Raw genomic sequence first — 394 nt, forward strand, 5'->3', positions numbered from 1 at the left:
GAGAAAGTCTTGGCACAACAAAAAAAGAACCATCAATACTTAAAAGCAATTACAAATAAAATTGATATAATTACATATATAAGTGGAGATAATAAATTATATAAATACAACAATGTAGAAGAGAAACTTCAAGAGATATCAAGTAAAGAGTTGATTGAAATAATGTCTAAATATCGAACATTAATTAATTTACATTTGGATGAGATATTTCAACCTTCTAAATATTTAATCTCACCATTTAACGACACCAAAAAGTTTATCGATTCTAAGTATATTTTGACACAACATCAACAAGAAATAGTTGAGGATGTGGTTAATTTGAAAAACAATCATATTATTGAAGGACGGGCTGGAACTGGCAAATCACTTGTATTATATGATATAGGTAAAAGAT

The 394-nt window shown here is 26.6% G+C and carries 1 pseudogene; it reads left to right on the forward strand.

The features are described 5' to 3' along the window. A pseudogene (locus ACF91D_RS32245) lies at positions 1–394 on the forward strand (DNA/RNA helicase domain-containing protein); the annotation flags it as partial.

The sequence above is a fragment of the Staphylococcus sp. 231237_7MaSpsaltlick genome (genome assembly GCF_043107035.1).